This window comes from Streptomyces sp. NPDC002742, assembly GCF_042888885.1.
Lineage (GTDB): Bacteria > Actinomycetota > Actinomycetes > Streptomycetales > Streptomycetaceae > Streptomyces.
In genome coordinates, this window is sequence record NZ_JBIAQF010000008.1 from 1 (window position 1) to 24946 (window position 24946).

Consider the following 24946-nt stretch of genomic DNA (forward strand, 5'->3'; position numbering starts at 1 on the left):
GACGATGTCCTGGCTGACCGGCTACCGCCGGCTCAACCACCGCTATGAGCGCAACCCCCGCAACTACCTGGCCTTTCTCGGCCTTGCCGCAGCCATCTGCTGCTACAAGCGACTCCTCAAACTCACCACATAGGACACCGTCTAAGGGCTGTCCCGGTGCGCGCCACGAGTCGCGACGCGCCCCGCGCTCGACATCCCGGCACGTGAAGGAGCGCGGCCCGCACCGAAGTACGGGCCGCGCCGTCTCGCAGGCCCGGGGGACCTCACAGTCGGCCCTCAGGCCCACGGAGCCTCACTTGTCCCCCAGATCCCGGAAGCCTCAGCCGCCCCCCAGGCCCAGCGGGGCGCACGGACCCCTCAGGCCCACGGCCACTCCGCGTCCCGCACCGACTCCAGAAGCGGCACCATCCTGAAAGCCGCGTCGGAGAGCCCGCCGAAGGTGTGCCTGTTGCCCTTTCCGGACGGGCCGTGGCCCGCGCGGTAGCCGGCGAGGTTCCAGGTGTAGACCGGTACGTGCGCCGGGACCTGCTCGGTCGGGTCGCCGTAGTGGCTGTACGAGGCCTGCTCGTCGGTGACGATGAGGACCCGGTCGTGCTTCTTGTAGTGCTCGCGGACCGCCTCGCTCGTATTGGTACCGCCCAGGTCGCCGAACCGGCCGAGGACCTTGAGCACCGACTCGCCCCCGCTGAACTCCACCCGCTTGCTGGTGGAGCCGAACTCGACGAGATCCGCGTCCGCCGCCCGCAGCGCGAGCGCCGTGCCGAAGATCGCCGCAGCGTCGGCCCGGTTGAGCTCGGAGCGCTCCGACAGCCGCGAGTAGAACATCGAACCCGAACGGTCCACGAGCACCAGGGTCCGGCCGGGCAGCGCGGGCACGTTGGCCAGCGAGTGGCCGAGTGCCTGCTCCAGCGGGTACGACCAGCGCAGCGACGGCGCGTGCTGGTAGGCCGCGAGGTAGCGGAACGGGAACTGCCGCGAACGCGCGACCTCCGCCGGGTCGCTGATCTTCGCGGCGACCTGCGCCGCCACCTCGTCGCTGACGCCCGCCTCGTCGAAGTTGCGCAGGTTGCGGACGAGCGCCATCGCGCCCATGGAAGGTATGACGGCCTCCCATGCCGCCTTGTCCATCGGCCCCTGCAGCCAGCCGGCCAGCGCCTCCCAGGTCATGCCGGCGTCCGCCAGTCGCCGGGCTCCCTGCGCGCCGGTGACGACCTTGCGCCGCTTGGCGGGGCGCAGCGCCATCAGATCGCGGTGGGCGACGACCATGGGCAGCGACTTGGGGACGACGGCCGTGTCCGGGTTGTGGCGCCGGTCCAGCGCGTACTGGAACAGGTCGCCCTGCCACGGCTTGGCGGGGTCCGGCGCCGCGTGCACGAGGTTGAGGATGTCGCCGAAGCGGTAGCCCTTGGACGCGGTGTCGTACTTCAGCAGCGACTTGCCGCTGTAGAGACGTCGTACCGCGTCGGCGATGCCCCGCTTGACGGGCTTGGGCACGTTGCGGCCGTACTGGGAGGTCCAGTAGGCGAGCAGCTCGCCCGGCTCGTCCGGACGGCGCAGCACGGAGGCGATGACCTGCCGGTTGGCGGGGCCGTCCGTGGCGCCCGCGTCCAGGCGTGCCTTCACGTACTCGGCGGCGCCCACGAGCGCGGCGGTGCGCAGGTTGCCCTCGCCGCGGAGCCAGCCGAGCAGGGCGGCGGTCCAGGACGGGTCGGCGACGGCGAGCTCGCGCACCAGCGCGGCGAACCGGTCGTCGCGGGCCGCGCCGGACTCGTAGAAGGTCTGCTGCGACACGAAGTTGGCGATCGACAGGAGGAAGAGCTCGGAGCGCGCGTCGCGCTCCTGGCCGCGGCCGCCCTGGTGCGTCCGCAGCACACGGCCGGTGGACGTGACGCGGGAAGTGGGCTGCGCCTTGGCCGCCTTGGTGTTGAATCGTGCCATGGTGAATTCCCCCGAATTCGTTCTACGACGGTGAAGTCGTGTTTCGGAGGGAGGCACAGCAAATGGAGGGTGCCCGAGGTCAGAAGTCGGCGACGGGCTTACGCAGATGCTCTACCGATTGAGCTACACCGACCCGAGGTCGATGACGGGATTTGAACCCGCAACCCTCTGATCCCAAATGAAGTATCCGTCGCCTGCGCACCGGGCACCCACCATGAGCTGCGCCTCCCGAGATCAATTCGGCTGCGGCGTGGTTTCTTCGAAAGAGAAGTAGCCGCGGCCCGCGCACCGGGAGGTGCATGAAGTTGTGGTGTCCAGAGTTCAGGTCGGCGGAACCGACGTAGGTGCTCTGACCCCTGAGCTACACCGGCGCGTTGTGCCGGTGGCGGGACTCGAACCCGCGGCCGCCCCATTATCAGTGGAAGTAGGTCCTGCCTTCGCACCTGGACATGCATCACTTTAGGAGGGCGGCCGCGCGTCGGGCGAGCGAATTAAATGCGATGGAACCGGCGGGAGTTCAGCCGCGCTTCTGGCGCTTCCAGGGACCGGTGATCGCGAGCATGATGCCCGGTTCCTGGATGTTGGCGAAGAGGGTCCGGCCGTCGGGCGAGAAGGTGACGCCGGTGAACTCGCTGTACTCCGGGGCCTCGGCGGTGCCGTTGTTGAGCTCGTTGCGGGCGATCGGGTACGTACGGCCGCTCTCGGTGGCGCCGAAGAGGTGCTGGATGCCCTCGCCGTCCTCGGCGATGACGAGGCCGCCGTACGGGGAGACGGTGATGTTGTCGGGGCCGTCGAAGGCGCCGTCCGCGGAAGGGCTGGGGTTCACTCCGATGAGGACCTTCAGCGTCAGGGTGCGGCGCTTGGGATCGTAGAACCAGACCGCTCCGTCGTGCGCCTGGCCGGGGCTCTCGGTGCGGGCGTAGGAGGAGACGATGTAGACGCCGCCGTCGCCCCACCACATGCCTTCGAGCTTGCGGGCGCGGGTGACCTGGCCGTCGGTGAACTGCTTGCGGACGGAGACGCTCTTGGCGTCACGGTCCGGGACGTCGACCCAGTCCACGCCGTACACCGTGCCGGTCTTCGTGGCGCGGGAGAGGTCGTCGACGAACTTGCCGCCGGAGTCGAAGCACTTGAAGGCCTGGAGGGCCCCGGCGTCGTCGGCGAGGGTGGCGAGCCGTCCGTGGCCGTGCTCGAAGCCCTGCGGAGGCGTCCAGCGGTACAGCAGGCCGTTGGGGCCCGAGGCGTCCTCGGTGAGGTAGAGCCGGTCACGCTTGGGGTCGACGACGACGGCCTCGTGGGCGTACCGGCCGAGTGCCTTGACGGGCTTGGGGTTCTTGTTGCGGCGGCGGTCCTGGGGGTCGACCTCGAAGACGTAGCCGTGGTCCTTGGTCATGCCGTTCTGGCCGGCCTTGTCCTCGGTCTCCTCGCAGGTGAGCCAGGTGCCCCAAGGGGTGTTGCCGCCGGCGCAGTTGGTGGAGGTGCCCGCGATGCCGACCCACTCGGCGACATGCTCGTGGCGTACCTCGACGACCGTGCAGCCGCCGGAGGCGGCCGGGTCGTAGACCAGGCCCTCGGTGAGCGGCACGGGATACGTCCAGGCCGCCCGGGGGCCCTTGAGCTCGTGGTTGTTCACGAGGAGGGTGGCGCCGCGCGGGCCGTCGAAGGTGGAGGTGCCGTCGTGGTTGGACGGCGTGAACTCACCCGAGTCCAGTTTGGTGCGGCCGCTGTAGGTGATGACGCGGTAGGAGAACCCGGCGGGCAGCGAGAGGAGGCCCTTCGGGTCGGCGACGAGCGGACCGTAGCCGACTCCACCGTGCCGGGCCTCCGCCGAGTCCTCGCCCGCGCCGTCGGTCTCCGTCTCCGTGGCGGCGAGCGCGTTGGGGGCGGTGGCGAGGGCGCCCACGCTGCCGACCAGGACGACGCCTGCACCGGTGATCGCGGACTGCCTGGCGAAGTCCCTGCGAGTGAGCGACATGTGATGTCTCCTGTGACGGTGGACTCGGACTGTCGTGCGGGGCGAGTGGCGACCTCGGCTTGCGGCCACACCGTCCCGCCCCCGCTTGAACGTGAGTTGAACGCGCGCCGACTTCAGAGGTCCCGCTTGCGTGAATCCACCCGACCGGCGCAGGGGAACGCTCCGCTCCGCGGAACAGTCCGCCCGCGCCCCGGCACCCGGGTCACCTCCTCACCGATGCCCCCAGCCCGGCGCGCGAGTCACCCCACCGATGCCCCGCCCCAGCCCGGGGTCACCTCGCCTGTGCCCGCTCACCCTCCCTGCTGCGACCTGGCCTTGAACGCCGCCTTACGGGCTTCCTTGGCGACCTTCTTGTCGGGGTGCAGACGGCCCATGGCCTCCAGGACGTCAGGGGCGGCGGGGTGCTCGACCCGCCAGGCCGTGTCGAAGAAGCCGCTGTGCTGCTGGGCCAGCCCCTCGACCAGGGCCTGGAGTTCGTCGGAGTTGCCCTCGGCCGCGAGCTGTGCCGCCACCGTGTCGATGGTGAGCCAGAAGACCATCGCCTCGGAGGGCGGGGGCACGTCGGACGCGCCGCGCTCGGAGAGCCAGACCCGGGCGAGACCGCCCAGCTCGGCGTCGTCGAGCACTTCACGCAGCGCGGGCTCGGCCTCCATGCCGACCAGCGCGAGAGCCTGCTGGCAGTGCAGGCGGCGCAGTGGGGCGCCCGGGTCGGCGCCGCGCGCCGCGGACAGCAACTCCCGTGCTGCGGGCAGCGGTTCACGCCGGGCGAGCCACTGCTCGATCTCGGCCTGCGCGGCCGTCGGGGGGAATCCGGCCGTGCCGTCCAGCAGGGTGTCCGCGCCCTTGTCCGTCAGCTCGCCCACCGCGGGGGCGGAGAAGCCCGCCTCCATCAGCCGGGCGCGCAGGCCGTACAGGCCGAGCGGCGTCAGGCGCACCACCCCGTAGCGTGACACGTCCATGTCGGCGGCGGCCGGCTCCTCGGCGGCGTCCGCCATCAGGGTCTCGTCGACCGGCTGGAAGGCGACGAGACCGATGGGCTCCAGCAGCCGGAACTGGTCGTCGAGCCGCATCATGGCGTTCGAGACCTGTTCCAGGACGTCGTTGGTGGGCTCCCCCATGTCGTCGGGCAGGATCATCGAGGCGGCGAGCGCGGGGAGCGGCACCGGCACCTCGCCGAGCGCGTCCTCCCCGACGGTCAGCAGGTACAGGTTGCCGAGCACCCCGTCGAGGAACTCGGACTCCTCCTCCGGGTCCCAGTCCAGGGAGGAGAGGTCGATCTCGTCTTCGTCGTCCATGGCGTCGACGAGATCGCCGAGGTCGGGCACGCTCGCGTCGGCGAGCACGATGTCGAGCGCGCCGAGCCAGACGCCGAGGACGTCCTGCGGGGCGCCGGAGGTGAGCAGGGCGAAGTCCTCGCCCGCGGTGACGGTGCCCTCTTCCTCGTCCACGATCTCGACGAGCCCGGTGTCGACGGCCAGCCGCCAGGCCTCACTGGCGAGTGCGGCCGCTTCCTCGCCCGACAGGCCGAGCACACCGGCCGCCTCGGGGAGCTGTTCCTCGACGAGTTCGCCCCCCGCGCCGACCCGGGTGCCGGGGCCCGCCCAGCGGGTCAGTCGCGCGGCGCGGGAGAGCAGCGGCGCGGCGAGCGCGTCCCGCGCGAGCTGCGCCTCGGAGTGCAGCCGCACGGGCGGCAGGGAAGAGCTGTCTGACATCGGCTGAGTTCTCCTCCGAACAACCACGACGAGCAGAGCTGGCAGGGAAAGCGGTTCAGGCGGGGCTTTCGCCCGCAGCCGCGCCGGACGGTGGCGGGCACCTTCGGCCGCGGCAGGCACCGGACCCCGCCGGGCGCCGGCGGACTCGGGAATCCGAAGGCGGCCCGGGAAATCCGTGCCAACTGCTCAGCCTAGACGGATTTCCACCCATGCCGCCCGGTTCATGTTTCCGACAGGTCTCGTACACCGCCGAAACCTTGACAACTCCCCTTGCTACACACGAGATTGACGCGCGTAGAAGTTCAACGGCCCAGCGGTCCATCATCTTCTACGCGCGTCACTGGCCCGCAAGCAGGTCGCGCTCCCCCCACCAGTCCACCCTCGTCCCGACGCTCATGAACGTCCCCGGAGGGATTCCCTTGCCGAGCAAGAGAACCGCGCGCATCGGCGCGCTGACCGTCGCCGCGGTCTGTTCCACCGTCTCCGCCGTGGTGTTCACCACCCCGGCCCGGGCGGACACCGTCCACATCCACGACATCCAGGGCACCACCCGGACTTCGCCCCTCGCGGGTACGAAGGTCACGGACGTGGCCGGCATCGTCACCGGTGTGCGGACCTACGGTTCGTCCAAGGGCTTCTGGTTCCAGGACCCCACCCCGGACGCCGACCCCGCCACCAGTGAGGGCGTCTTCGTCTTCACCAGCTCCGCCCCCAAGGTCGCCGTCGGCGACTCGGTCACGGTGACGGGCACGGTCTCGGAGTTCGTCCCGGGCGGCGTCTCCACCGGCAACCAGTCAGTGACGGAGATCGGCAAGCCGACGGTCACCGTCGTCGCCGGCGGCAACGCCGTCCCGGCCGCGACGGTCGTCGACGCGAAGTCCGTGCCGGACGTCTACGCCCCCGCGGGCGACACGGCCGCGAGCGGTTCGGTCAACGCGCTCACCCTGGAGCCGACGAAGTACGCCCTGGACTACTACGAGTCCCTCGAGGGCATGAACGTCCAGGTCGCGGACACCCGTGTGGTGACCGCCACCGACCCGTACACCGAGCTGTGGGTCACGGTGAAGCCGCACGAGCACGCCACCCGCCGCGGCGGCACGGTCTACGGCTCGTACACCTCGCAGAACACGGGACGGATACAGATCCAGTCCCTCGGCGCGACCGCCGACTTCCCGACCGCGAACGTCGGCGACAAGCTCTCCGGCACGACCGTGGGTCCGCTCGACTACAACCAGTTCGGCGGCTACACACTCGTCGCCAACACGCTGGGCACCCTGGAGAAGGGCGGCCTGGAGCGGGAGACCACACGCAAGCAGTCTCGCGGCGAGCTGGCGGTGGCGACGTACAACGTCGAGAACCTGGACCCGGGCGACGCGACGTTCGCGGCCCACGCGTCCGCGATCGTGAACAACCTGCAGTCGCCCGACGTCGTGTCCCTGGAGGAGATCCAGGACAACAACGGCGCGAAGGACGACGGCACGGTCGCCGCCGACCAGACGGTGAACAAGCTGATCGACGCGATCGTCGCGGCGGGCGGCCCGAAGTACGACTGGCGCTCCATCGACCCCGTCAACGACCAGGACGGCGGCGAGCCCGGCGGCAACATCCGCCAGGTCTTCCTCTTCAACCCCCAGCGGGTCTCGTTCACCGACCGCGCGGGCGGCGACTCGACGACCGCCGTCGGTGTCACGAAGGTGCACGGCAACGCGCAGCTCACCGCGTCCCCCGGCCGCGTCGACCCGGCCAACACGGCCTGGACGAGCAGCCGCAAGCCGCTCGCGGGCGAGTTCGTCTTCCGCGGCCACACGGTCTTCGTGATCGCCAACCACCTCAACTCCAAGGGTGGCGACCAGGGGCTGACCGCGCAGTACCAGCCCCCGTCGCGCAGCTCGGAGACCCAGCGTCATCTGCAGGCGACGGCGGTGAACTCCTTCGTCAACCAGATCCTGAAGACGCAGAAGAACGCCGACGTCATCACGCTCGGCGACATGAACGACTTCGAGTTCTCCGAGACGGCCAAGATCCTGGAGGGCGACGGCGAGCTCTGGTCGGCGATCAAGTCGCTGCCGAAGCGCGAGCGTTACACGTACGACTACCAGGGCAACGCCCAGGTCCTCGACCAGATCCTGGTCAGCCCCTCGATCCGCCGGGGCTGCGACCTGCAGTACGACAGCGTGCACATCAACTCGGAGTTCTCCGACCAGATCAGCGACCACGACCCGCAGGTGCTGCGGTTCCGCCCGTAGTCGCTCAGGTACGCGAGAGCCCGGCCCTTTCGTCCGGGGGGCCGGGCTCTTCGCCTGCGCGGGCCTCCCGCCGGGCCGGGCTCTCTCCGCTAGCGAAGACCCCCATGGCACCGGGCTCGTGACCCTGCGTGCGAATCAGCCGGTGAAGACCCCGTCGAGCCAGCCCTTCCAGGCGGTCTCGTCGGCCTTGGCGTCGGCGCCGGGCGCGAAGTCGTGGACGCTGATGCCGACCGGCGCTCCCCAGCGGCCACGCCCGAAGAAGCGGATGAGCGCGTTGTCGGTGCGCAGCCCGATGAAGTACGGGTCGCGGTAGTCGAGCACGGCGTCGAAGGCCTCGCCGCCGGGCCCCTCGGCCCGGACCCGCGCGCCCTCGGCGGTGTCGTCCGCGAGGCCGAGCGCCCGCCCGACGGCGGCGAAGGCGTCGGAGGCCGTGGACGCGCCGGGGCCCTCGAAGGTCGCGAAGGCGACCGGACGGCCCGCGAAGTGGGTCACGTACTCGCGCAGGGTGTGCAGATAGAAGTCGGTGTGCTTGTCGGCGCCGTCGTACTGGTTGTCCCAGTCGTCGGTGAAGATGCCGCTGTGCACATACCGCGCCCAGGAACGCCGGCCGTCGTCGCGGGATTCGATGGTGTGGTCGATCTGGTTGAGGCTCTGCGTCGGGAACGGCACGTCCTCACTGCGCACGGTCAGCCGGTGCGGCGGGTCCCAGGCGGTGATGGTGCTGCCGAAGGGACCGGCGCCGCCCTCCCTGGCCTCGTACTCCATGGGCCAGAGCCAGCCGCCGCTGCCGCTGGTGATCGCGTCCCACACCTGGCCGGGCGGCACGTCGACCTCGTACTCGCGGGCGATCTCGAATTCCCTGGACATGATGACGACTCCTTGGTGATCAGTGGGCGGCTTCGCGGCCCGCGGGAGCTTCCACGGCCTCGGTTCCGGCCGCGGTCTCGGATCCGGTCGCGGCTTCGATTCCAGCCGCGGCTTCGATGCCGGTTGCGGCTCCGGATCCGGTTGCGGCTCCGGATCCGGTTGCGGTTTCTGCTTCCGCCACGGCTTCGGGTCCGGCCGCGACTTCCGGTTTGACCGTGGGGTGGACGGCGACGACGATCCGGTGCGGGCGCCCGTCCTCCGCGTCGCCGTCGTGGTACTTGCGGATGAGCGCACCGACCCCGGCCGTCAGCTCCTCGATGAACGCGGCCCGGTCGGCGGCCGACGCGAAGGTCACCTCGCCGTCGAGCGCGTACGTCGCCAGTCGCTTACGGGCCTTCGCGGCGCCGGTGATCAACGAGCCGACGTCCCGCACGAGCCGGGCGCCGAGCGCGAGCAGCCAGCGGGCGGACAGCTGGTCCCGGAAGCGGTCCGGATCGGGCTGTACGGCGGCCAGCGCGAGCGGCGAGATGACGTACGACGCCGCGGTCGCGCGCATCAGCCGTTCGGTGACGTTGCCCTTGCGGCGCTCGCCCGCCAGCTCGACCAGGCCGTGCCGCTCCAGCGTCTTGAGGTGGTAGTTCACCTTCTGCCTGGGGAGGCCGACCTTGCCGGCCAGCATGGCGGCCGACGCGGGTCCGGCGGCCAGCTCGGCCAGCAACCGGGCCCGTACGGGGTCCAGCGACACGGCGGCGGCCTCGGCGTCCTCGATCACGGTCACGTCCAACATGACTCCACCGTGCCACCGAAAACTTTTTTTGTCCAGATGGTTTCAGTCGTCGGTGAGTCGCGCCGGCCTGTGGGCCGGGGTTCCGGGGAGGCCGGATTCCAGGGAGGCCGGATTCCACGGGGGCCGGGGTTCCGCGGGGGCCGGGTTCCCCTCGATCAGGGTTCCCTGCGACCGGGATGCCCAGGCGGGCTTCAGCGGCGCGATCCGGGCAACACGGCGGTCATGGACGAGAAGCGACCGGAATCGAAGCAGCGAGCTCTTCCGGACACGGACACGGACACGAGCGCGGGCGCGGGCGCGGGCGCGGTCACCGGTGACGGCACCCGTGACGGCACCAGGACAAGCACAGGTGCAGGCACGAGCACGGCAACGAGCGCGGGCACGGGCACGGGCGGGGTGACGGCTGAGCCCGCCGGGACCCGTGATCCCGCCAGACTGCCCGTGCGAGCGTGGGGGGCCGTGGCGTGGCGCACGGCGAAGGAGTTCCGGGACGACGAACTCGCCGACCGCGCGGCCGCGTTGACCTACTACGGCGTGCTGTCGCTGTTCCCCGCGCTGCTGGTGGTGGTGTCCCTGCTGGGCGTCATGGGACAGCGCGTCACGGACAGACTCCTCGACAACGTAGGACGTCTGGCGCCGGGCCCGGCACGGGAGATCCTGCGTGACGCGGTGGCGCAGCTGGGCGACAGCGGCGGTACGGGCGGGGTGCTGGCGATCGTCGGACTGCTCACGGCACTGTGGTCCGCGTCCGGGTACGTCGGCGCGTTCATCCGTGCGTCCAACGCGGTGTACGACCTGCCGGAGGGCCGTCCGGTCTGGAAGGTCACACCGTTGAGGCTGGTGCTCACCGTCACGCTGATGGTGCTTCTCACCGGGAGCGCGATCATCGTGGTGTTCACCGGGCCGCTGGCCGAACGGGCCGGCACCGCGATCGGGCTGGGCGACGCGGCGATCGCGGCGTGGTCGATCGTCAAGTGGCCCGTCCTGCTGGTGTTCGTGGAGCTGATGATCGCGCTGCTGTACTGGGCGGCTCCCAACGTCTCCGGCCGCGGCTTCCGTTGGTTCAGTCCGGGCAGCGTCGTCGCCACCACGATCTGGCTTACCGCGTCCGCGGGATTCGCCGTCTACGCTGCCGGCTACGGCTCGTACAACAAGACGTACGGCACGCTCGCGGGCGCCATCATCTTCCTCGTGTGGCTCTGGCTCACGAACCTGGCCATCCTCCTGGGCCTGGAGTTCGACGCGGAACTCGCCCGCCAGCGCGCCATCACCCGCGGCCGGCTCCCGACCGAGGAGCCGTACGTCGAACCGCGCGACACCCGCAAGTGGCCCCCACGTCTGCAGGCGCTGCGCGCGGCCCGGGAGAGGGTGGAGACGGGAATCGTGCCGACGCGCAAGAGGGCCGAGCGGGGCACCGCCGAGCGGGTGTGACGCCAGGCACTGCGGCATCAGGACCGTGGCGCCGGGACCGGGCTCCCAGAACCGGGCTCCGGGACCGGGCTCCGGGACCGGGCTCCCGGGCCGCGCTGTCAGGACCATGGCACACGGGCTGCCCGTCGGGCGCGCAGCGCGGCACACGGTGCGAGCGCGTACGCATCCCGCGCAGGCGGCCGCTGGCGCGCCGGCCCGGACGCGCCCCCCAGCCGGCGTCGGCCGACGCCGCGGGCACGGCACCGCAGCCACGGGGGCCGACGGTGGCGCCGCGCACCCGCCGACGGGCATAGCGGAAACCCCGCTCGAAGCAGATGCGGGCGCCGACCATGAAGGGCGGAACGGTGCACAGGGCCCCGGGCCCAGGGCCCGGCAGCACGTCTCAGCAGTGCTTATCGATATGCCGTAGAAGATTTAAGTGGAGCTGTACGGTCATCGCGCCGAGACTGCTCGTATGACGAACTCCGACCGGCCCCCGGCACCCTTCGGCCGGGCACTCTGCGCGATGATCACACCGTTCACCGATGCGGGCGCGCTCGACCTCGACGGCGCCCGGCGCCTCGCCGACCTCCTGGTGCGCAAGGGCTGCGACGGCCTGGTGCTGAACGGCACCACGGGCGAATCGCCGACCACCTCGGACGCGGAGAAGTCCGCGCTGGTACGCGCGGTCCGCGAGGCGGTCGGCGACCGGGCCCGCCTGGTCACGGGCGTCGGCTCGTCCGACACCCGGCACACGGTCGATCTCGCTCTGGCGGCCGGGGAGGCGGGCGCGGACGGCGTACTCGTCGTCACCCCGTACTACTCGAGGCCGCCGCAGGACGCGCTGGAGGAACACTTCACCGAGGTCGCGGACGCGTCCGAACTGCCGCTCATGCTCTACGACATCCCCGCCCGCACCGGCACCCGCATCGAACCCGACACGATGATCCGGCTCGCCGCGCACCCCCGGATCGTGGCCGTGAAGGACTGCGCGTACGACCTGCTCGGCACACAAAGGGTGCTGGCCCGAACGGAGTTGGCGTACTACGCGGGCTGCGACGAGCACGCGCTCGCCCTGTACGCGGTGGGCGGCGCCGGGTACGTCAGCACGGTGGCGAACGTCACGCCGGGCCTGATGCGGGCCGTGCTCGACGCGTTCGACGGCGGCGACACGGCGGGGGCGGCCCGCCTGATGCGGCGGGCCCTGCCGCTGATCGAGGCGACGACGGGGGCGGGACTGCCGGGCACGGTCACCGCGAAGGCGCTGCTGGCCGAGCTCGGGCTGCCGGCGGGGCCGGTCCGGGCACCGCTGCGGCCCGCCGGCCGGGAGACGGCCGACGGACTGCGGGCGGTGCTCGCCGAGGTCACGGACGAGTTCGCCGTGGTCTAGCGAGCAGCGGGCGAGGGAGGTTCAGCGCTCAGCGCTCAGCGAAGACGGGCTCCCAGCGCCCCGCCGAGCCGTCGGTGCCCCGGAGGAAGCCGCTGAGCGGCACCTCCTTGTCGCTGCCGATGGTGACCAGCACCAGCCGATTGTGGAACTCGTTCTTGTCGCCCTTGGCGATGTCCCAGGCGATCAGGGATTTGTCGTCGGCCCAGGCGAGCAGCTGCTGGCCGTGGACCTCGGACAGGTGCTTGCCGGTACGCGGGTCGAGGATCCACGAGGACGTGTACCACTTCTCGCCCGCGAACTCCCCGGCGAGCCGGGTGCCGTCGGGCGACAGGCCCGCCGTGACGAACCAGGTGCGGTACCGCTCCGCGTCGGGCACGCTCACCTCTCGGCCGGACGCGTCGTAGAAGCGATCGGTGGGCGCGCCCGACTGCCTGCCCGTGATGGTCCTCCCGTCACGGCAGAACTCGAAGTCCTGGCGCAGGTTGATCTCGTGGCCCTGTTTGTCCCGTTTCACCCCCACCGCGGCCCACGGACCCTTCCCCGACGCCACGTCGAAGACGTAGAAGCCGGTGCGGGAGGACATCACCGGCACGGGGATGCCCTCGGCGCCCGTCCTGGTCATGATGTCGGGATTCTCCTCGTAGGTCGTCGCGACGAGTTTCGTGCCGTCGTGCGAGAACTCCAGCCCGCCCACCGGGTGGTCGACCGGGATCCACCGCTCGACCTTGCCGCTCGCGAGGTCGAGCAGGCCGATCCGGCGCACGGGCAGGTGCTGCTCCAGTACGGCGGCGGTCCGCAGGCCGGGGGCCACCGCGACCCACGACCACCGGGTGTCCTTCTCGTAGTGGCCGGACTTCGGGTCGAGCAGCCAGTAGGTGCGCGTCCTGACGCCCTTGTGGGCGGTCCGCCAGTCGGTCTTCCGGGTGTAGTACGCGGCCATCGCGATGTGCCCGGCCGCGACCAGCGAGCGCACCGGCGACTGCGCCGGGTGCGCGGCCGTCGGGGCCTTCGGCGCCTTCGGTTTGGGGTCCACCCGTCCCAAGGGCCGTACGTCGTGTCCACCGGACTCCAGCCGCGGCACCCCGATCACGGCGGTGATCGCCGCCGCGACGGCGACCGCGACGGACGCGATGCGCCGGGTCCGGCGGCGCCTGCGCACGGTCAGGGCCCGGTCGGCGAGGCCGGGGCCTGGTGGCGGCTGTTCGGCGGCCTGCTCCCGCAGCGCCTCGCTCATCAGTTCCTCGATGTTCACGGCCGTACCTCCACGGGCGAGTAGTCACGGGACGACGGCCGTTCACCGGCGACGGGGGCGAGCGCGACGAGTTCGGGCGCGAGGGCGCGCAGCCGGGCCAGGGAACGGTGGGTGGTGGACCGCACGGTGCCCACGGAGCAGCCCAGCAGCCGGGCCACGTCGGCCTCCGGCAGGTCCTCGAAGTAGCGCAGCACAAGGACGGTGCGCTGGCGCGCGGTGAGCCGGGACAGTGCCTCGCGCATCACCAGGCGCAGGTCGGCGGCGGCCGCCGTGTCGGTGCCCGGCGGGCCGGTCTCGGGCGGATGAGCGACGCTGACCTCGCGTCGCCGCCACTTCAGTCGCCAGCGGCTGATCTGCTGACGGTAGAGAATCTGCCTTACGTACGCCTCGGGTTCGTCGATGCGGTGCCAGCGACCGGCGGCCTTGGCCAGGGCGCCCTGCAACAGGTCCTCTCCCGCGTGCCGGTCACCGCCGCTGAGCAGCACGGCGGTCCTCAGGAGGGCTGCGGACCTACCGGCCACGAACTGTCTGAAGCTTTCGAGCCCTTCGGCATCCATCGTCACCTTCTCTTTTTCGACGGGCCTCGTGTCCCGCCCTGTACCTGCTGTGACGTGTGTGGCCGCCCGGTGCTATGCCTGCGCCGCGGGAAAACTCCGCGGTTCTCGCGGCTGCCGCTGCCGTACGGTGACCAGGTGCGCGACGCGAACCGGGCAAGGCCGACGGACTCCTCCTTGCCGCTGCTGTTCCTCGACGTCGACGGTCCGCTCAATCCGTTCGCGGCCCAGAAGGAGCGTCGGCCCGCGGGGTACACGACGATCCGGGTGGCCCTGGAGCCCGGTCGGCCGCTGCGCGTCTGGCTCCACCCCGACCACGGCCGCGCCCTCCTCGGTCTCGGCTACGAGCTGTGCTGGGCCACGACGTGGATGGACGCCGCCAACCGCTGGATCGCGCCCGTGATCGGTCTGCCGGCACTCCCCTACGTCGACTTCACCGGCGCCCTCTTCGCCGAACGCCCCGACGGGGTCCACTGGAAGACGGAACGCATCGTGGCCCACGCCGAGGGCCGCCCCTTCGCCTGGGTGGACGACGAACAGAGCCCGGCCGACGAGACGTTCGTCGCCGCCCGCCATCCCGCGCCCGCACTCCTGCGGCACGTGAACCCCCGACTCGGCCTGGGTGAGACCGACTTCGAGGCCCTGAGGAAGTTCGCCACGAGCCTGGGCACGTAGGGCGACCGTCCTCCAGAACGTCCTGGAGCGGCGAACCCCCGTGCTCTCAGAAGGTCATGGTCTTCCGCTTCCTCCTGCCGGGGCGAACACGCGGCGGCCCGGCCGGTGGGCCTTCGGGCGGCGGACCCGGTCTCGGTCCCGTCGATCCACAAGGTCACGCCTCATGGCCGGCGGGCAGGACGGACGCCCTCCTCCAGGAACGCCGAAACCGCCTCGGTGAACGCCTCCGGCGCCGAGTGGTGGATCAGGTGTCCGACCGGGATGGTGACCACCTCGGCGCCGGGGATGCGGCGGGCCAGCTCGGCGAGGCCGTCCTGGGGAACATGACTGCGTGGGCCTCCCGCCAGCACGAGGGTCCTGGCGGTGATCCGGCCGAGTCGCTCCAGCCACCTGGGGTCGGGCGCATCGATCTGCCGCCGGACGGCCCGCACCATCTCCCAGTCGAAGGTCAGGACGCCGTCCGGCCTGGTCGGGGTGGTCCGCTCCCGGGGACGTGGGAGGGGAACGTCCTCCAGGACGAGCCGGCTCACGCGCTGCGGCTGGTCCTCCGCGAGCAGGTAGGCCACGATCCCGCCCATGGAGTGCCCGATCAGATCCACTGGGCCGAGTCCCAGTGCGTCCAGGAACCGGAGCACATCGGCCCGCATGAGTTCGAGCGAGTAGTCCCCCGGCCAGTCGCTTCGGCCATGACCGCGAAGATCGAGGGCGTACGCCCGTCGACTCCGGGCGAGGGCGGGCAAGACCGCCGCCCAGTCGGCGGCGTCCTCGCCCAACGCGTGCAGCAGAACGAGCGGCGGAGCATCCGGCGGACCCGATGACTGATAGGCCAGCCTGACCCCGCCGACGTCGACCGAGAGTTGATCAACCATGTCCGGAGAATATGCGGACGGGTCCCGCGGACGATCGGCGTTCACCAGCGGCGAACCCGTCACGTCGGAGGATCCCCGACATCAACGGCGGCGTGCTCACGCACGAGCGCCCTCCCCGGCCGTCCATGGACCGTGGAAGGGCGCTCGACGATGACCGATTCCGGCAACCGCCCACAGATCGGCGGAAGTCCGGAGCGGCGATCAAGCAGGCGGCCGCGACTCCCGGCCGCCGATGATCAGTTGTGGCTGTGCAGGATCTCGTTCAGGCCGCCCCACACCGCGTTGTTCGGGCGGGCCTCGACGGTTCCGGTGACCGAGTTGCGGCGGAAGAGGATGTTCGAAGCCCCGGACAGCTCGCGGGCCTTGACGATGTCGCCGTCGGGCATCGTCACGCGCGTGCCGGCCGTGACGTACAGCCCGGCCTCGACCACGCACTCGTCGCCGAGGGCGATGCCGACGCCCGCCTCCGCGCCGACGAGGCAGCGCTCGCCGATGGTGATACGGACGTTGCCGCCACCCGAGAGGGTGCCCATGGTGGACGCGCCGCCGCCGATGTCCGAACCGTTGCCGACGACGACACCGGCGGAGATGCGGCCCTCGACCATGGAGGTGCCGAGCGTGCCCGCGTTGAAGTTCACGAAACCCTCGTGCATGACGGTCGTGCCCTCGGCGAGGTGCGCGCCGAGACGGACCCGGTCGGCGTCGGCGATACGGACGCCCTTGGGCGCGACGTAGTCCGTCATGCGCGGGAACTTGTCGATGGAGGTCACCTGGAGGTGCAGGCCGGCTGCGCGCGCGTTCAGCCGGACCTTCTCGATGTCGTCGACGGCGACCGGGCCGAGCGAGGTCCAGGCGACGTTGGCGAGCAGGCCGAACACGCCGTCCAGGTTCTGGCCGTGCGGCTTCACCAGTCGGTGCGAGAGGAGGTGCAGGCGCAGGTACGCGTCGTGCGCGTCGAGCGGCTTGTCGTCCAGCGACGCGATGACCGTACGGACCGCGACCACCTCGACGCCCCGGCGGGCGTCCGGGCCGATGGCCTGCGCGGCTCCCTCGCCGAGCAGTTCGACGGCCCGCTCGGCGGACAGCCGCTCGGTGCCGGCCGGGCCGGGCTCGGCGGAGAGTTCGGGCGCGGGGAACCAGGTGTCGAGAACGGTGCCGTCGGCGGTAAGGGTGGCGAGCCCGGCGGCGACGGCGCCGGTGGTACGAGAAGCAGTCGTGTCGGTCATGGGTGAAACCTAACTTGGCGGGGGCCGCCCGAGCGAACCGGTGCGCGGGGCGTCTCGGCCACCGGGCGCCCGGACCAACTCCGGTCACCACCCAGGCCCGCCTCCGGTCACCACCTCCGGCCCGCTCCGGGCACCACCCGGCCTCCTCCGGGCACCATCCCGGACCGCCCCGGACCGCCTCCGATCACCACCTCCGGCCCGCCCTGGGCCCACCCCAGGACCGCCTCCAGCCTCCTCCGTGCGCCGCCTCCGGCCCGCCCCGGACCGCCTCCGTGCGCCGCCTCCGGCCCGCTCCGGGCACCACCCCGGGCGACACCCGGCCACCGCCTCCGGGCACCACCCCGGGCCACACCACCCGGTCACCGCCTCCGGCCTTCCCCGGCTCGCCCCGAGCCCCACCCGGTCACCGTCCCAGTCGGCTCCGGTCACCGTCCCAGTCGGCTCCGGTCACCGTCCCAGCCGGCTCCGGTCACCGTCCCAGCCGGCTCCGGTCACCGTCCCAGCCGGCTCCGGTCACCGTCCCAGCCGGCTCCGGTCACCGGAGGCCGGCCGGCTCCGGTCACCGTCCCGGCCGGCCTCCGGTGGGGTCGCCGTGCGGCAGGATCCGCGCCAGCACCTCCCGCGCGTACCCCTCGTCGTACGACGTCCCCGTCAGCAGCACCTGGAGACAGATCCCGTCCAGCAGGGCGACGAGCGCCCGCGCGGTTACCGGATCCGTGCGGCGGGCCAGCGGCTCGACGAGGCTGTCGATCCACTCGGCGGCGACCGGGCGCAGGGCGGGTCTGCGGAGGGCGGCGAGATAGAGCTCGTACTCCAGCTCCACACCCGTACGATCCCCGGCGAGCCATTCGCCGATCAGTCCGGCGAGTTCGGCGGCCAGGTCGGCCCGGGTGTCCTCCAGGGTGCCGCGCGCGGCGAGCACCTTGGCGAAGCCCTCGTTCGCCTGGCGCAGGGCGGCGACCATGAGTTCGTCGAGGGTCTTGAAGTGGTACGTCGTGGAGCCGAGCGGCACATCGGCCTCGGCGGCGACGGAGCGGTGACTGAGCCCGGCGATGCCCTTGGCGCCGACGACACGGATCGCCGCTTCGATGATCCGCTGCCGCCGCTCGGGGTCGTACCGGCGCGCCATCACGAGCCGCCGTCCGCCGTGCCGGGCGCGGCCATCAGTGCGCCCCGCCCAGGTTCAGCAGCACGACCCCACCGATGATCAGGGCGATCCCGGCGGCTTTCGCGGCCGTCAGCCCCTCGCCCAGGAACAGCATCCCGATCGCCGCGATGGCGGCCGTGCCGACGCCGGCCCAGATCGCGTAGGCCGTGCCGACCGAGACGGTCTTCAGTGTCTGCGCGAGCAGCGCGAAGGCGACGACGTATCCGAGGACGGTCAGCACGGATGGCCACAGCCTGCTGAAGCCCTGTGTGTACTTCATCGCGGTGGTCGCGCCGACCTCCGCCGCGATAGCCCCGGCGAGCAGTACGTATCCCATGCGTACGACTGTACACACGGGAGCTACGCGATGCGTACGGGCGTACGTATCGATGGTGCGCCCACGCGCAGGCGATCCCGCACATCCCTCGGGCACCACGCGTGATCCGCTCCGGGGTCGCCCGGCGGGCCGTAGGAGCCGGGCGACCCCGGCCCGCCCCGATCAGTCCACCAGCGACTTCTTCGGGCGCAGGACGCAGAACTCGTTGCCCTCCGGATCGGCGAGGACGACCCAGCTGACGTCCTCGCCCTGCCCCACGTCGGCCCGGCGCGCACCGAGGGTGAGGATCCGCTCGACCTCGGCGGCCTGGTCGTCCGGCGTGAGATCGATGTGGAGCCGGTTCTTGACGGTCTTGCGTTCGGCGACCGGCACGAAGCAGAGTCCGGGCAGCGCGTGCGCGTCGGAGCCGATGACGATCTCGTCCTCGGCCTCGAACAGCACCCGCCAGTCGAGGACTTGACACCAGAAGCGGGCCAGCGCGGGCAGGTCGTGGGCGTCGACGACGAGGTGGTGGAAGGAGACAGCCATGAACGGCAGTCTCCCCCGGCGCGAGGAGGCCCGCCACCGCCACGGGCCCTCACCACACCACACCGGGCACTCGACACCCGCACCTCGACACCCGCACCTCGGCACCCGGCACCCGCCACCCGGCACCCGCCACCCGCCACCCGGCACCCGCACCAGCACCAGCACCAGCACCAGCACCAGCACCAGCACCGCCCAACTCCCGTACCTCTGTCAGCGATTGCCCGAAAACGCTGCACACGATTCCTGGTATCGCAGCGGGAAACACCTGCTCAGAAGTCACCTGTTCCACTACTGTTTCACCAGTCGCACACCGGGTCTCCATGACCGTCCGCTCCGTGTGCCACACCCTCCACTCCTCGCTTCACCCCCTCGCTTCACCCCCTCGCTTCACCCCCTCGCTTCACCCCCTCGCTTCACCCCCTCGTTTCGCCCCCTCGCGCGCTCGCCCTCCCGCTTAGGAACGCGTATGCCAGAAGTGACGCCCGGATCCGGGGCCGACGGTCCCGACGGGCCCGCCCTCTCCAGGGAGATCGTTCCCTGGCGCCCCACCCCGCACGGCACGCCCTACCCGGTGTCGACCGACCTCGTCCCCGTGTCCCCGGCGCCCTGGGAGGCGGTCGGGCAGGGTGACGAGGGCCGGCTGCCCGGGACGCGGCGGCTCTGGCTGGCAGGCGGCCTCGCGGTGGCCGCGACCATCGCCGTCGTGGCCGTGATTGCCGTACAGGCGAACCATTCTGACGATCCATCACAGAATCGGGCGGACAACAGGACCACGGCCGACACGGCGAATCCCTTCCTTCTCGGCGCCCCCGCCGGAGTGACCACGGCCCCGGCCGGGAAGAACGCCCTGGCGTCACCGGGGACTTCACTCCCGGCCTCACCCGATTCCGCGTCAGCTGGTTCAGCGTCAGCTGACTCCCCGTCGCGGGATTCCGTGTCGCCCGGACCGTCGGACCAGGGTTCCGGAAACCGGCCCCACCCCGGAGCGTCGACAACCGCCGGGTCCGGCACCGCTTCCTCGCAGCGGCCGGCCTCTGTGTGGAAGTCGGTCCAGGCGGTCAACTATCCCGACCGCTTCTGGCACCTGAGCGGCGGACAGGTCCGGCTCGACCCGGTGGGTCCGGGCAGCCCGGCCGCGACCCGGCGCACCGCCAGCTTCAAGGTGGTCCAAGGACTGGCCAAGTCCTCCTGCTACTCCTTCGCCACCGCCGACGGCTCCTACCTGCGCCACCGCGACTTCGTCCTGCGCGCCGACCGCTACGACGGCTCCGACCTCTTCCGGAAGGACGCCACCTTCTGCCCCCGCGCGTCCTCCTACTCCGGCGCCGTCATGCTGGAGTCGGTCAACTACCCGGGCCGCTTCCTGCGCCACCGCGACTTCCAGCTCCGCCTGGGGCGGAACGAGCGCGGCAGGCTCTACCGGGCGGACTCGGCGTTCCGCCTTGTGCGGGGCTTGGTCTGAGTTCCGGGCATCCCCGGGGAAAACGCGACGGGGCGGCACCCGAAGGTGCCGCCCCGCGCCAAGGCCTGCCGAAGTACCGAAGTGCCGAAGGCTCAGACGTTGAAGCCGAGCGCGCGAAGCTGCTCGCGGCCGTCGTCCGTGATCTTGTCCGGGCCCCACGGCGGCATCCAGACCCAGTTGATGCGCAGCTCGTTGACGAGGCCGTCCGTGGCGGACTTGGCCTGGTCCTCGATGACGTCGGTGAGCGGACAGGCCGCGGACGTCAGGGTCATGTCGATCGTCGCGATGTTCGCGTCGTCGATGTGGATGCCGTAGATGAGGCCGAGGTTGACGACGTCGATGCCCAGCTCGGGGTCGACGACGTCGTAGAGCGCCTCGCGGACCTCTTCCTCCGACGCCGGCTTCGTCGTCAGGCTCTCGCCCGACGCGACGGCGGTCTCGCCGGACGTCACAGCGGTCTCGCCCGCCGCCACGACGGACTCGTCCGACGTCACAGCGGTCTCGTCCGACGTCACAGCGGTCTCGTCCGATGTCACAGTGTTCTCGCTCATGCCGTCTTCCTCTCGGCGCTGTCGCCCAGAGCCTGGGCCGTCGCGTCCTTCCACGCCATCCAGCTGAGGAGGGCGCACTTGACCCGGGCCGGGTACTTGGAGACGCCGGCGAACGCGACCGCGTCCTCCAGCACCTCCTCCATCGCGTCGTCGGGCTCGATACGGCCCTTGGACTGCATCAGTTCCAGGAAGGTCTCCTGGATCTTCTGCGCGTCGGACACGTCCTTGCCGACCAGCAGGTCGTTCAGTACGGAGGCGGAGGCCTGGCTGATCGAGCAGCCCTGGCCCTCGTACGAGATGTCCTCGATCCGCTCGCCGTCGTACTTCACGCGCAGGGTGATCTCGTCACCGCACGTGGGATTGACGTGGTGCACCTCGGCGTCGCCGTCCCGGAGACCGCGCCCGTGCGGGTGCTTGTAGTGGTCCAGGATGACTTCCTGGTACATCGAATCCAGCTTCACGTTCCCAGCCAGCCCCTCAGCCGAAGAAGTTCCGTACGTGCTCCAGGCCGTCGACCAGAGCGTCGATCTCGGACGGCGTGGAGTACAGATAGAACGACGCCCGCGTGGTCGCAGGAATTCCGTACCGCAGGCAGACCGGACGGGCGCAGTGGTGACCGACCCGGACCGCGATGCCCTGCTCGTCGAGAACCTGGCCCACGTCGTGCGGGTGGATGTCGCCGAGCGTGAACGAGATCGCCGCGCCGCGGTCCTCGGCCGTGGTGGGGCCGATGATCCGGAGGTCGGGGACCTCCGCGAGCCGCTTCACCGCGTACTCGGTGAGCGCGTGCTCGTGGGCGAGGATCTTGTCCATGCCGATGCCGGAGAGATAGTCGATCGCCGCGCCCAGACCGACCGCCTGCGCGATCGGCGGGGTGCCCGCCTCGAACTTGTGCGGCGCCGGCGCGTACGTCGACGAGTGCATCGACACGGTCTCGATCATCTCGCCGCCGCCGAGGAACGGCGGAAGGTCCTCCAGGAGTTCCTGGCGGCCCCAGAGGATGCCGATGCCCGTCGGACCGCACATCTTGTGACCGGTGAAGGCCACGAAGTCGGCCTGGAGGGCCTGGACGTCGAGCGGCATGTGCGGCGCGGCCTGCGAGGCGTCGATCAGGACCAGGGCGCCGACCTCCTGGGCGCGGCGCACTATCGCCTCGACCGGGTTCACGGTGCCCAGGATGTTCGACACCAGCACGAAGGAGACGATCTTCGTCTTCTCCGTGATGATCTCGTCGATGTTCGACAGGTCGAGGCGGCCGTCGTCGGTGAGGCCGAACCACTTCAGCTTCGCGCCGGTGCGCTGCGACAGCAGCTGCCACGGGACGATGTTGGAGTGGTGCTCCATCTCCGTGATGACGATCTCGGTCTCGTGGTCGACGCGGTAGGGCTCGTCGGCCCAGCCCAGCATGTTGGCCACGAGGTTGAGCGACTCGGAGGCGTTCTTGGTGAAGATCACCTCGTCGCGGCTCGGCGCGTTGATGAACGCGGCGACCTTGTCGCGCGCGCCCTCGTACAGCGCCGTGGCCTCCTCGGCGAGCACATGCACACCGCGGTGGACGTTGGCGTTGTAGCGCTCGTAGTACTCGTTCAGGGCGTCCAGGACCTGGCGCGGCTTCTGCGAGGTCGCCGCGTTGTCCAGGTACACCAGCTTCTTGCCGTCGTGGACCTGACGGTCCAGGATGGGGAAGTCCTTGCGGATCGCCTCGGTGTCGAGGAGGCCCGGCAGCTGCGTCACGCGGATACGCCACCCTTCACGTCGACTGCGTACGACTCGTAGCCCTCGTTCTCCAGCTTGTCGGCGAGCTCGGCGCCGCCGGACTCGACGATGCGGCCGCCGGAGAAGACGTGCACGAAGTCGGGCTTGATGTAGCGCAGGATGCGCGTGTAGTGGGTGATGAGCAGGGTGCCCACCTCACCGGTCTCGCGGACGCGGTTGACGCCCTCGGAGACGACGCGCAGGGCGTCGACGTCCAGGCCGGAGTCGGTCTCGTCGAGGATCGCGATCTTCGGCTTGAGCAGCTCCAGCTGAAGGATCTCGTGGCGCTTCTTCTCACCGCCGGAGAAGCCCTCGTTGACGTTGCGCTCGGCGAAGGCCGGGTCCATGGAGAGGCGCGCCATGGTCTCCTTGACCTCCTTCACCCACGTACGCAGCTTGGGTGCCTCGCCGCGGACGGCGGTGGCGGAGGTGCGCAGGAAGTTGGAGACCGAGACGCCGGGGATCTCGACCGGGTACTGCATCGCCAGGAACAGGCCCGCGCGGGCGCGCTCGTCGACGGACATCTCCAGGACGTCCTCGCCGTCGAGGGTGACGGTGCCGCTGGTGATCGTGTACTTCGGGTGGCCCGCGAGCGAGTAGGCGAGGGTCGACTTGCCCGAGCCGTTGGGGCCCATGATGGCGTGCGTCTCGCCCTGCTTCACGGTCAGGTCGACGCCCTTGAGGATCTCCTTCGTGGCGTTGTCGGCCTCGACGGTGACGTGCAGGTCGTGGATTTCAAGCGTTGCCATGGGTTCCTCAGGACTCCTGGTTGAGGGAGACGAGCACGTCGTCCCCTTCGATCTTTACGGGGTAAACGGGGACGGGGCGCGTCGCGGGAAGGCCGGACGGCTTGCCGGTGCGGAGGTCGAACGCGGAGCCGTGCAGCCAGCACTCGATCTGACAGTCCTCCACCTCGCCCTCGGAGAGCGAGACGTTCGCGTGCGAGCAGATGTCGTTGATCGCGAACACCTCCCCCTCGGTCTTCACGACCGAGACCGGCGTGCCGTCGAGTTCCACCCGCTTCGGGGTGTCCTCCTCCAGCTCGCTCAGCCCACAGACGCGCACGAAGGTGCCGGGCATCAGAGCGACGCCTCCAGCTCCTCGTCGATCTTCACGAGAAGGCGTTCTTCGATGTCGTCGACGCCGATCTGCTGGACCAGTTCGGCGAAGAAGCCGCGGACCACCAGACGGCGGGCCTCGTCGGCCGGGATGCCGCGGGCCATCAGGTAGAAGAGCTGCTCGTCGTCGAAACGGCCGGTCGCGGAGGCGTGGCCGGCGCCGACGATCTCACCGGTCTCGATCTCCAGGTTCGGCACGGAGTCGACGCGGGCGCCGTCGGTCAGAACCAGGTTGCGGTTCATCTCGTAGGTGTCCGTGCCCTCGGCCTTGGCCTCGATGAGGACGTCGCCGATCCAGACCGCGTGCGCGCCCTCGCCCTGGAGCGCGCCCTTGTAGGCGACGTTGGACTTGCAGTGCGGGGTGTTGTGGTCGACCAGGAGGCGGTGCTCCTGGTGCTGGCCGGCGTCGGTGAAGTACAGGCCGAAGAGCTCGGCCTCGCCGCCGGTGCCCGCGTAGGTGACGCGCGGGTGGAGGCGTACGAGGTCGCCGCCGAAGGTGACCACGAACGACTTGAAGGTGGCGTCGCGGCCGATCAGCGCGTTGTGCTGGCCGACGTGGACCGCCTTGTCGTCCCAGTCCTGGACGGAGACGACGGTCAGCTTGGCGCCGTCGCCGAGGACGTAGTCGACGTTGGCGGCGAGCACCGCGTCACCGGTGTGGTCGATGACGACGACGGCCTCGGCGAAGGCTCCCAGTTCGATGACCTGGTGGCCGTAGGCGACCCCGCCCTGGCCGTGCACGGCGATCCGGACGGGCTCGGTGAGCACCGTCTCCTTGGGGACGGTGATGACACCGGCCTTCTCGAACGCCGAGTACGCCTGGGCGGCGACGCGGTCCACCGGGGTGCCGGCCTTGCCGATCCGCGCGTCGTCGCGGGTGACGGTCTCGACGGTGACGCCCTCGGGGGCCTCTACGTCGATCCGTACACCTTCGCCGGTCGCGACGGCGGTGCCGTCGTGCAGCCCGCGCAGGCGCTCCAGCGGGGTGAACCGCCACTCCTCCTCGCGGCCGTGGGGGACCGGGAAGTCCGCCACGTCGAAGGAGGGGGGCGCGCTCATGCGCGTGGCGACGGTCGACTCGGCGGCCACCGCGATCTGGCCGGCGGTCGTGCTGCCCACCGGGATGTTAAGAGCCTCAGCCATGGCT

23 protein-coding genes, 1 tRNA gene and 1 pseudogene are annotated in these 24946 nt (G+C 70.9%); 6 read left to right on the top strand and 19 right to left on the bottom strand.

What is annotated here, in order from left to right; genetic code table 11:
* A pseudogene (locus ACFYW8_RS15820) lies at nucleotides 1-133 on the top strand (IS5/IS1182 family transposase); the annotation flags it as partial.
* 224 nt (nucleotides 134-357) lie between these two features.
* On the opposite strand, the gene ACFYW8_RS15825 reads toward ACFYW8_RS15820, so the two are convergent.
* The 4 genes from ACFYW8_RS15825 to ACFYW8_RS15840 form a co-directional block, all read right to left on the bottom strand.
* Nucleotides 358-1938, bottom strand: coding sequence for a TROVE domain-containing protein (locus ACFYW8_RS15825; RefSeq protein ID WP_365877735.1), 1581 nt, complete (start codon nucleotides 1936-1938; stop codon nucleotides 358-360).
* A gap of 380 nt (nucleotides 1939-2318) precedes the next feature.
* Nucleotides 2319-2388, bottom strand: a tRNA-Ile gene (locus ACFYW8_RS15830).
* Between the two features lie 67 nt (nucleotides 2389-2455).
* Complete coding sequence (locus tag ACFYW8_RS15835; protein WP_389074060.1) at nucleotides 2456-3913, bottom strand: alkaline phosphatase PhoX; 1458 nt, start codon at nucleotides 3911-3913, stop codon at nucleotides 2456-2458.
* Between the two features lie 290 nt (nucleotides 3914-4203).
* On the bottom strand, nucleotides 4204-5625 hold the full coding sequence (locus tag ACFYW8_RS15840; RefSeq protein WP_389074065.1) for a hypothetical protein: 1422 nt from the start codon (nucleotides 5623-5625) through the stop codon (nucleotides 4204-4206).
* A 419-nt stretch (nucleotides 5626-6044) separates the two neighbouring features.
* Between ACFYW8_RS15840 and ACFYW8_RS15845 the strand changes: the two genes are divergently transcribed.
* Nucleotides 6045-7871, top strand: a complete 1827-nt coding sequence (locus tag ACFYW8_RS15845; RefSeq protein WP_389074070.1) for an endonuclease/exonuclease/phosphatase family protein — start codon at nucleotides 6045-6047, stop codon at nucleotides 7869-7871.
* Nucleotides 7872-8006: 135 nt separating this feature from the next.
* Here ACFYW8_RS15845 and ACFYW8_RS15850 read toward each other — a convergent pair whose 3' ends face one another.
* Together ACFYW8_RS15850 and ACFYW8_RS15855 are read right to left on the bottom strand one after the other, a co-directional pair.
* Entirely contained in the window at nucleotides 8007-8738 is a 732-nt protein-coding gene (locus tag ACFYW8_RS15850; protein ID WP_389074075.1) for an SRPBCC domain-containing protein, read from the bottom strand.
* 19 nt (nucleotides 8739-8757) lie between these two features.
* Nucleotides 8758-9525 (bottom strand): ArsR/SmtB family transcription factor, encoded by a 768-nt coding sequence (locus ACFYW8_RS15855; protein WP_389074080.1) that lies wholly within the window; start codon nucleotides 9523-9525, stop codon nucleotides 8758-8760.
* A 222-nt stretch (nucleotides 9526-9747) separates the two neighbouring features.
* Here ACFYW8_RS15855 and ACFYW8_RS15860 point away from each other — a divergent pair, with 222 nt between their 5' ends.
* Nucleotides 9748-10956 (top strand): YihY/virulence factor BrkB family protein, encoded by a 1209-nt coding sequence (locus ACFYW8_RS15860; protein WP_389074085.1) that lies wholly within the window; start codon nucleotides 9748-9750, stop codon nucleotides 10954-10956.
* 454 nt (nucleotides 10957-11410) lie between these two features.
* Nucleotides 11411-12325 carry a 4-hydroxy-tetrahydrodipicolinate synthase gene (dapA, locus tag ACFYW8_RS15865; protein WP_389074089.1) on the top strand — a complete coding sequence of 305 codons (915 nt, stop codon included), beginning with the start codon at nucleotides 11411-11413 and terminating at the stop codon, nucleotides 12323-12325.
* Between the two features lie 28 nt (nucleotides 12326-12353).
* Here the strand turns inward: dapA and ACFYW8_RS15870 are convergent, their stop codons facing one another.
* Complete coding sequence (locus ACFYW8_RS15870) at nucleotides 12354-13577, bottom strand: WD40 repeat domain-containing protein (protein ID WP_389074094.1); 1224 nt, start codon at nucleotides 13575-13577, stop codon at nucleotides 12354-12356.
* Nucleotides 13574-14134 carry a SigE family RNA polymerase sigma factor gene (locus ACFYW8_RS15875; RefSeq protein WP_389074099.1) on the bottom strand — a complete coding sequence of 187 codons (561 nt, stop codon included), beginning with the start codon at nucleotides 14132-14134 and terminating at the stop codon, nucleotides 13574-13576. Before ACFYW8_RS15875 ends, ACFYW8_RS15870 begins: the two co-directional genes overlap by 4 nt.
* Nucleotides 14135-14269: 135 nt before the next feature.
* On the opposite strand from ACFYW8_RS15875, the gene ACFYW8_RS15880 reads away from it, so the two are divergent.
* On the top strand, nucleotides 14270-14806 hold the full coding sequence (locus ACFYW8_RS15880) for a hypothetical protein (protein WP_389074102.1): 537 nt from the start codon (nucleotides 14270-14272) through the stop codon (nucleotides 14804-14806).
* Between the two features lie 161 nt (nucleotides 14807-14967).
* Here the strand turns inward: ACFYW8_RS15880 and ACFYW8_RS15885 are convergent, their stop codons facing one another.
* The 5 genes from ACFYW8_RS15885 to ACFYW8_RS15905 all read right to left on the bottom strand — a co-directional run bounded on the left by ACFYW8_RS15885 (nucleotide 14968) and on the right by ACFYW8_RS15905 (nucleotide 18913).
* Nucleotides 14968-15675, bottom strand: a complete 708-nt coding sequence (locus ACFYW8_RS15885; protein WP_389074105.1) for an alpha/beta fold hydrolase — start codon at nucleotides 15673-15675, stop codon at nucleotides 14968-14970.
* Nucleotides 15676-15911: 236 nt separating this feature from the next.
* Nucleotides 15912-16901: a 2,3,4,5-tetrahydropyridine-2,6-dicarboxylate N-succinyltransferase gene (dapD, locus tag ACFYW8_RS15890; RefSeq protein WP_365874451.1), complete on the bottom strand. Its 990-nt coding sequence runs from the start codon at nucleotides 16899-16901 to the stop codon at nucleotides 15912-15914.
* Between the two features lie 559 nt (nucleotides 16902-17460).
* Complete coding sequence (locus ACFYW8_RS15895) at nucleotides 17461-18030, bottom strand: TetR/AcrR family transcriptional regulator (protein WP_389074109.1); 570 nt, start codon at nucleotides 18028-18030, stop codon at nucleotides 17461-17463.
* Between the two features lie 34 nt (nucleotides 18031-18064).
* Entirely contained in the window at nucleotides 18065-18385 is a 321-nt protein-coding gene (locus ACFYW8_RS15900; RefSeq protein ID WP_365874447.1) for a multidrug efflux SMR transporter, read from the bottom strand.
* Between the two features lie 162 nt (nucleotides 18386-18547).
* Nucleotides 18548-18913, bottom strand: coding sequence for a VOC family protein (locus ACFYW8_RS15905; RefSeq protein WP_389074116.1), 366 nt, complete (start codon nucleotides 18911-18913; stop codon nucleotides 18548-18550).
* Nucleotides 18914-19379: 466 nt separating this feature from the next.
* Here ACFYW8_RS15905 and ACFYW8_RS15910 point away from each other — a divergent pair, with 466 nt between their 5' ends.
* A complete protein-coding gene (locus ACFYW8_RS15910) occupies nucleotides 19380-20375 on the top strand; it encodes an AbfB domain-containing protein (RefSeq protein WP_389074121.1) in 996 nt (331 codons plus the stop codon).
* 92 nt (nucleotides 20376-20467) lie between these two features.
* Here the strand turns inward: ACFYW8_RS15910 and ACFYW8_RS15915 are convergent, their stop codons facing one another.
* From ACFYW8_RS15915 to sufD, 6 genes are read right to left on the bottom strand one after another with little or no spacing between them, the layout of a single operon-like run.
* Nucleotides 20468-20926, bottom strand: coding sequence for a metal-sulfur cluster assembly factor (locus ACFYW8_RS15915; protein ID WP_389074124.1), 459 nt, complete (start codon nucleotides 20924-20926; stop codon nucleotides 20468-20470).
* A complete protein-coding gene (sufU, locus tag ACFYW8_RS15920) occupies nucleotides 20923-21387 on the bottom strand; it encodes a Fe-S cluster assembly sulfur transfer protein SufU (protein ID WP_365874441.1) in 465 nt (154 codons plus the stop codon). The genes ACFYW8_RS15915 and sufU overlap by 4 nt, the downstream gene beginning before the upstream one ends.
* Before the next feature lie 16 nt (nucleotides 21388-21403).
* On the bottom strand, nucleotides 21404-22660 hold the full coding sequence (locus ACFYW8_RS15925; RefSeq protein ID WP_365874439.1) for a cysteine desulfurase: 1257 nt from the start codon (nucleotides 22658-22660) through the stop codon (nucleotides 21404-21406).
* Nucleotides 22657-23430: a Fe-S cluster assembly ATPase SufC gene (sufC, locus tag ACFYW8_RS15930; RefSeq protein ID WP_365874437.1), complete on the bottom strand. Its 774-nt coding sequence runs from the start codon at nucleotides 23428-23430 to the stop codon at nucleotides 22657-22659. Before sufC ends, ACFYW8_RS15925 begins: the two co-directional genes overlap by 4 nt.
* A 7-nt stretch (nucleotides 23431-23437) precedes the next feature.
* On the bottom strand, nucleotides 23438-23761 hold the full coding sequence (locus tag ACFYW8_RS15935; RefSeq protein WP_389074132.1) for a bifunctional 3-phenylpropionate/cinnamic acid dioxygenase ferredoxin subunit: 324 nt from the start codon (nucleotides 23759-23761) through the stop codon (nucleotides 23438-23440).
* Nucleotides 23761-24942, bottom strand: a complete 1182-nt coding sequence (gene sufD / locus ACFYW8_RS15940) for a Fe-S cluster assembly protein SufD (RefSeq protein WP_389074137.1) — start codon at nucleotides 24940-24942, stop codon at nucleotides 23761-23763. The genes ACFYW8_RS15935 and sufD overlap by 1 nt, the downstream gene beginning before the upstream one ends.
* Nucleotides 24943-24946 lie beyond the last annotated feature (4 nt).

Coding starts and splice junctions, on each gene's coding strand:
- sufC (WP_365874437.1), bottom strand. CDS start 23,430: ATGGCAACGCTTGAAATCCACGACCTGCACGTCACCGTCGAGGCCGAC.
- dapD (WP_365874451.1), bottom strand. CDS start 16,901: ATGACCGACACGACTGCTTCTCGTACCACCGGCGCCGTCGCCGCCGGG.
- ACFYW8_RS15905 (WP_389074116.1), bottom strand. CDS start 18,913: ATGGCTGTCTCCTTCCACCACCTCGTCGTCGACGCCCACGACCTGCCC.
- ACFYW8_RS15935 (WP_389074132.1), bottom strand. CDS start 23,761: ATGCCCGGCACCTTCGTGCGCGTCTGTGGGCTGAGCGAGCTGGAGGAG.
- ACFYW8_RS15825 (WP_365877735.1), bottom strand. CDS start 1,938: ATGGCACGATTCAACACCAAGGCGGCCAAGGCGCAGCCCACTTCCCGC.
- ACFYW8_RS15885 (WP_389074105.1), bottom strand. CDS start 15,675: ATGGTTGATCAACTCTCGGTCGACGTCGGCGGGGTCAGGCTGGCCTAT.
- ACFYW8_RS15835 (WP_389074060.1), bottom strand. CDS start 3,913: ATGTCGCTCACTCGCAGGGACTTCGCCAGGCAGTCCGCGATCACCGGT.
- ACFYW8_RS15895 (WP_389074109.1), bottom strand. CDS start 18,030: ATGGCGCGCCGGTACGACCCCGAGCGGCGGCAGCGGATCATCGAAGCG.
- ACFYW8_RS15860 (WP_389074085.1), top strand. CDS start 9,748: ATGGACGAGAAGCGACCGGAATCGAAGCAGCGAGCTCTTCCGGACACG.
- ACFYW8_RS15900 (WP_365874447.1), bottom strand. CDS start 18,385: ATGGGATACGTACTGCTCGCCGGGGCTATCGCGGCGGAGGTCGGCGCG.
- sufD (WP_389074137.1), bottom strand. CDS start 24,942: ATGGCTGAGGCTCTTAACATCCCGGTGGGCAGCACGACCGCCGGCCAG.
- ACFYW8_RS15910 (WP_389074121.1), top strand. CDS start 19,380: ATGCCAGAAGTGACGCCCGGATCCGGGGCCGACGGTCCCGACGGGCCC.
- ACFYW8_RS15875 (WP_389074099.1), bottom strand. CDS start 14,134: ATGGATGCCGAAGGGCTCGAAAGCTTCAGACAGTTCGTGGCCGGTAGG.
- dapA (WP_389074089.1), top strand. CDS start 11,411: ATGACGAACTCCGACCGGCCCCCGGCACCCTTCGGCCGGGCACTCTGC.
- ACFYW8_RS15915 (WP_389074124.1), bottom strand. CDS start 20,926: ATGAGCGAGAACACTGTGACATCGGACGAGACCGCTGTGACGTCGGAC.
- ACFYW8_RS15850 (WP_389074075.1), bottom strand. CDS start 8,738: ATGTCCAGGGAATTCGAGATCGCCCGCGAGTACGAGGTCGACGTGCCG.
- ACFYW8_RS15840 (WP_389074065.1), bottom strand. CDS start 5,625: ATGTCAGACAGCTCTTCCCTGCCGCCCGTGCGGCTGCACTCCGAGGCG.
- ACFYW8_RS15855 (WP_389074080.1), bottom strand. CDS start 9,525: ATGTTGGACGTGACCGTGATCGAGGACGCCGAGGCCGCCGCCGTGTCG.